The 2,677-nt window shown below is 63.6% G+C and carries 2 protein-coding genes and 1 pseudogene; all 3 read right to left on the minus strand.

What is annotated here, in order from left to right; all coding sequences use genetic code 11:
• Window positions 1–490, minus strand: a pseudogene (locus tag DJ73_RS02235) (carbohydrate ABC transporter permease); the annotation flags it as partial.
• Window position 491: 1 nt separating this feature from the next.
• A complete protein-coding gene (locus tag DJ73_RS02240) occupies window positions 492–1,211 on the minus strand; it encodes a carbohydrate ABC transporter permease (RefSeq protein ID WP_254921571.1) in 720 nt (239 codons plus the stop codon).
• 237 nt (window positions 1,212–1,448) lie between these two features.
• A partial coding sequence (locus tag DJ73_RS02245; RefSeq protein WP_094557194.1) for an extracellular solute-binding protein occupies window positions 1,449–2,677 on the minus strand: 1,229 nt, incomplete at its 5' end.

Below are 2,677 nucleotides of genomic sequence, written 5' to 3' on the forward strand. Positions count from 1 at the left end.
ACGCCCGGAACAGCGGGATGAACAGCGTCGCCGGCGGGAAGAAGCTGAGCACCAGCAGCGAGAACAGGAGCGGCGTCTTCCCGCGGAACTCCAAGCGCCCGAACGCGTACCCGGCGAGGCTTCCGACGAGGAGCACGAACACCGTCACCGTGAACGCGTAAAACAGGCTGTTGAACATGAACCGCGCGAACGGGACCTGCTGGAACACTTGGATGAACACCGACAGATCGATCGTCGTCGGAAGGAGCGGGATGTCGGTCTGTCCGGGCGGCGCCATCGAGACGTTGAACAGCCAGTACAGCGGGAACAGCGAGGTCGTCAACAGCACTCCACCGAGGAACACCAACATCACGGCGTACGCCTTCTCCGGGTTCTGGATCCAGTCGTTGGCCCACCGCGCGATGCGGGATTTGTTCTCTTCGTCGCCGGTTCCGTCGCCGGAGCCGTCGAACGTTTCCGCGTCGTCGTGGTTGCGTGCGTCGATGCTCATATTACGCTAACCCCAGGCTCTGGTTGCTCCGTCGGATGAATCCGAGGTACACCATGATGAACAGTCCCACGACGATGGCGATCAGGACGCTCACGGCGGCCGCGGAGCCGTACAGCGTCGCGGACCCGAACATAAACTGCGTCACGAGACAGGTCATCGACGGGACGGTCGAACAGCCGACCGTGGTCGACTCGATGATGCCGTACACCCGGAGCGCGCCCATCGTCCGGAACAGCATCGCGACCATCAACACGGGGAAGACCAGCGGGAACGTGATGTATCGGAACCGCTGCCAGCGCGACGCGCCCATCACGTCGGCCACCTCGTAGAGGTCCTGGTTGACGCTCTCTAACCCCGCCAAGATCAGGAGGGCCATGAACGCCGAGGTCTTCCAGATGTCCGCCACCGTCACGATGACGAAGCTGTCGAAGGTGGTGTTGAGAGGCAGATTCGAGAAGATTCCGAGCTGCTGGAGGGGCTCGGTCAACAGCCCGTACCCGGGCCGGAACAGCAGGAAGAAGATCATTCCCTGAATGACGATCGGGATCGCCCACGGCAGGATGATGAGGAGCCGAACGAGCCGTCGGCCCTTGTACTCGGCTTTCATCAGCATGGCGTAGAGGAACCCGAGCAGCGTCTCGCCGGTGACGCTCAACACGGCGAACAGTATCGTCATGAACAGCGCCTGTTCCAAAACCGGCGTCTGGAACGAGGGGTCCACGAACGCCGCCGGCGCCAGCGCGTTGGTGTTCGTGAGCAGNNCCCGCCCGACATCTGCGTCCTGCCCTGTTCAGTTGCCACGGCGATCAACACCCCCCGTGACTGCCCGCCGTTGTGGTACGAGCATCGCCCGCCTGTTTTCCGTGCGAATATTTATCATTGTTGGCTGTTTTACATGTATTTCGACTCCTTCCCCCCGCGACGCCGCCGGGGAGGGGAGCCGGTCAATCGGACGCCGTCACCCCGACTGCTCTTCGATTGCGGCGATCTGTTCCTGCATCGCGCTCGCGGCTTCCTCGGGCGTCTTCTCCTGTCGGAGCGCCGAGTTGACCTCGTTGGCGACGACCGTCCGCTGGTTCGGCCACACCGAGGTCGTCGGCCGCGGGATCAGGTTCTCCGCCGAGTACTGGAGCGCCTCGAAGTACGGCCCGTACGTGTCGCTCTCTTCGACGTAGCTGAACAGCTCCGGCTTCGGCGGCATGTAGTTCGCCGCGTCGAACTGCTGCTGGAGGACCGAGTCCTCCCACCACGCCTTGATCACTTCCTTCGCGGACGCCATGTTGTCGGTGTACGGGTTCATGGACATGATCCATCCGCCCTGCGCGTGCCAGGACCCGTTCGGGCCCTTCGGCAGCGGCATCACGCCGAGCTCCATGTCTGACCCCTCGAAGGCGCTCACGGCCCCGCCGATGGAGTAGGTCCAGTTGCGCTGCGTGACCGCGCTCCCGGCCTCGAAGGTGCTCTTCGTGTCGGGTTCGATCCAGCCGGCCACTTCCGGGGGGGAGACCCCGGCGATGTCCATCGGCGAGAGGCCCTCCCCGTGGATGAGGTCCACTGCGGCTTCGATCCCGTCGATCGACTCCTCCGAGTCGAGGGTGACGGGGCGGTCACCGATCGGTCCGAAGAGGTTGTCCTCACCGCCGAAGAAGGCGCCGCCCATGCTCGTGAGGAACTCGTTGAACGTACAGCAGGCCAGCCCGATGTAGTTGTTCCCCTGCCAGACGTGACCGTAGTCCACGTCAGAGGTCTGCGCCTCGGAGACGATCTGTGAGAACTCCTTCCACGTCGGCGGGTCGGTCCGCCACGTGTCGAAGTCCGAGTCGCCGTATCCGGCGTTCCGCAGCAGGTCCTTCCGGTAGGTGATGACCGGGTAGTCCGGGAAGGTCGGGATCGAGTACAGATCGCCGGTCTCGGGGTGCGTCCCCGTGTCGATCATCGACTGGACACCTTCCTCTTTGACTCGAGAGATGAACTCGTCGTCCATCTCCTCCTCGAGATTGACCAGGTCGTCGCGGACGATGAACGGGATCGTCCATCCGTTGTCCGTCAGAACGAGGTCCGGGTCCGACTCCTCAGCGTTGATCGCGGTCCGGAGCTGCTGTTGCTTGCTGCCGGAGTCCTGCGGCGGCACGACCATCTCGATCGTGATCGAGTCGGGCACGCCCGCCTCGTGTAAGGCCTCCTCCA

This window comes from Halorubrum sp. Ea1, from assembly GCF_002252965.1.
GTDB lineage: Archaea > Halobacteriota > Halobacteria > Halobacteriales > Haloferacaceae > Halorubrum.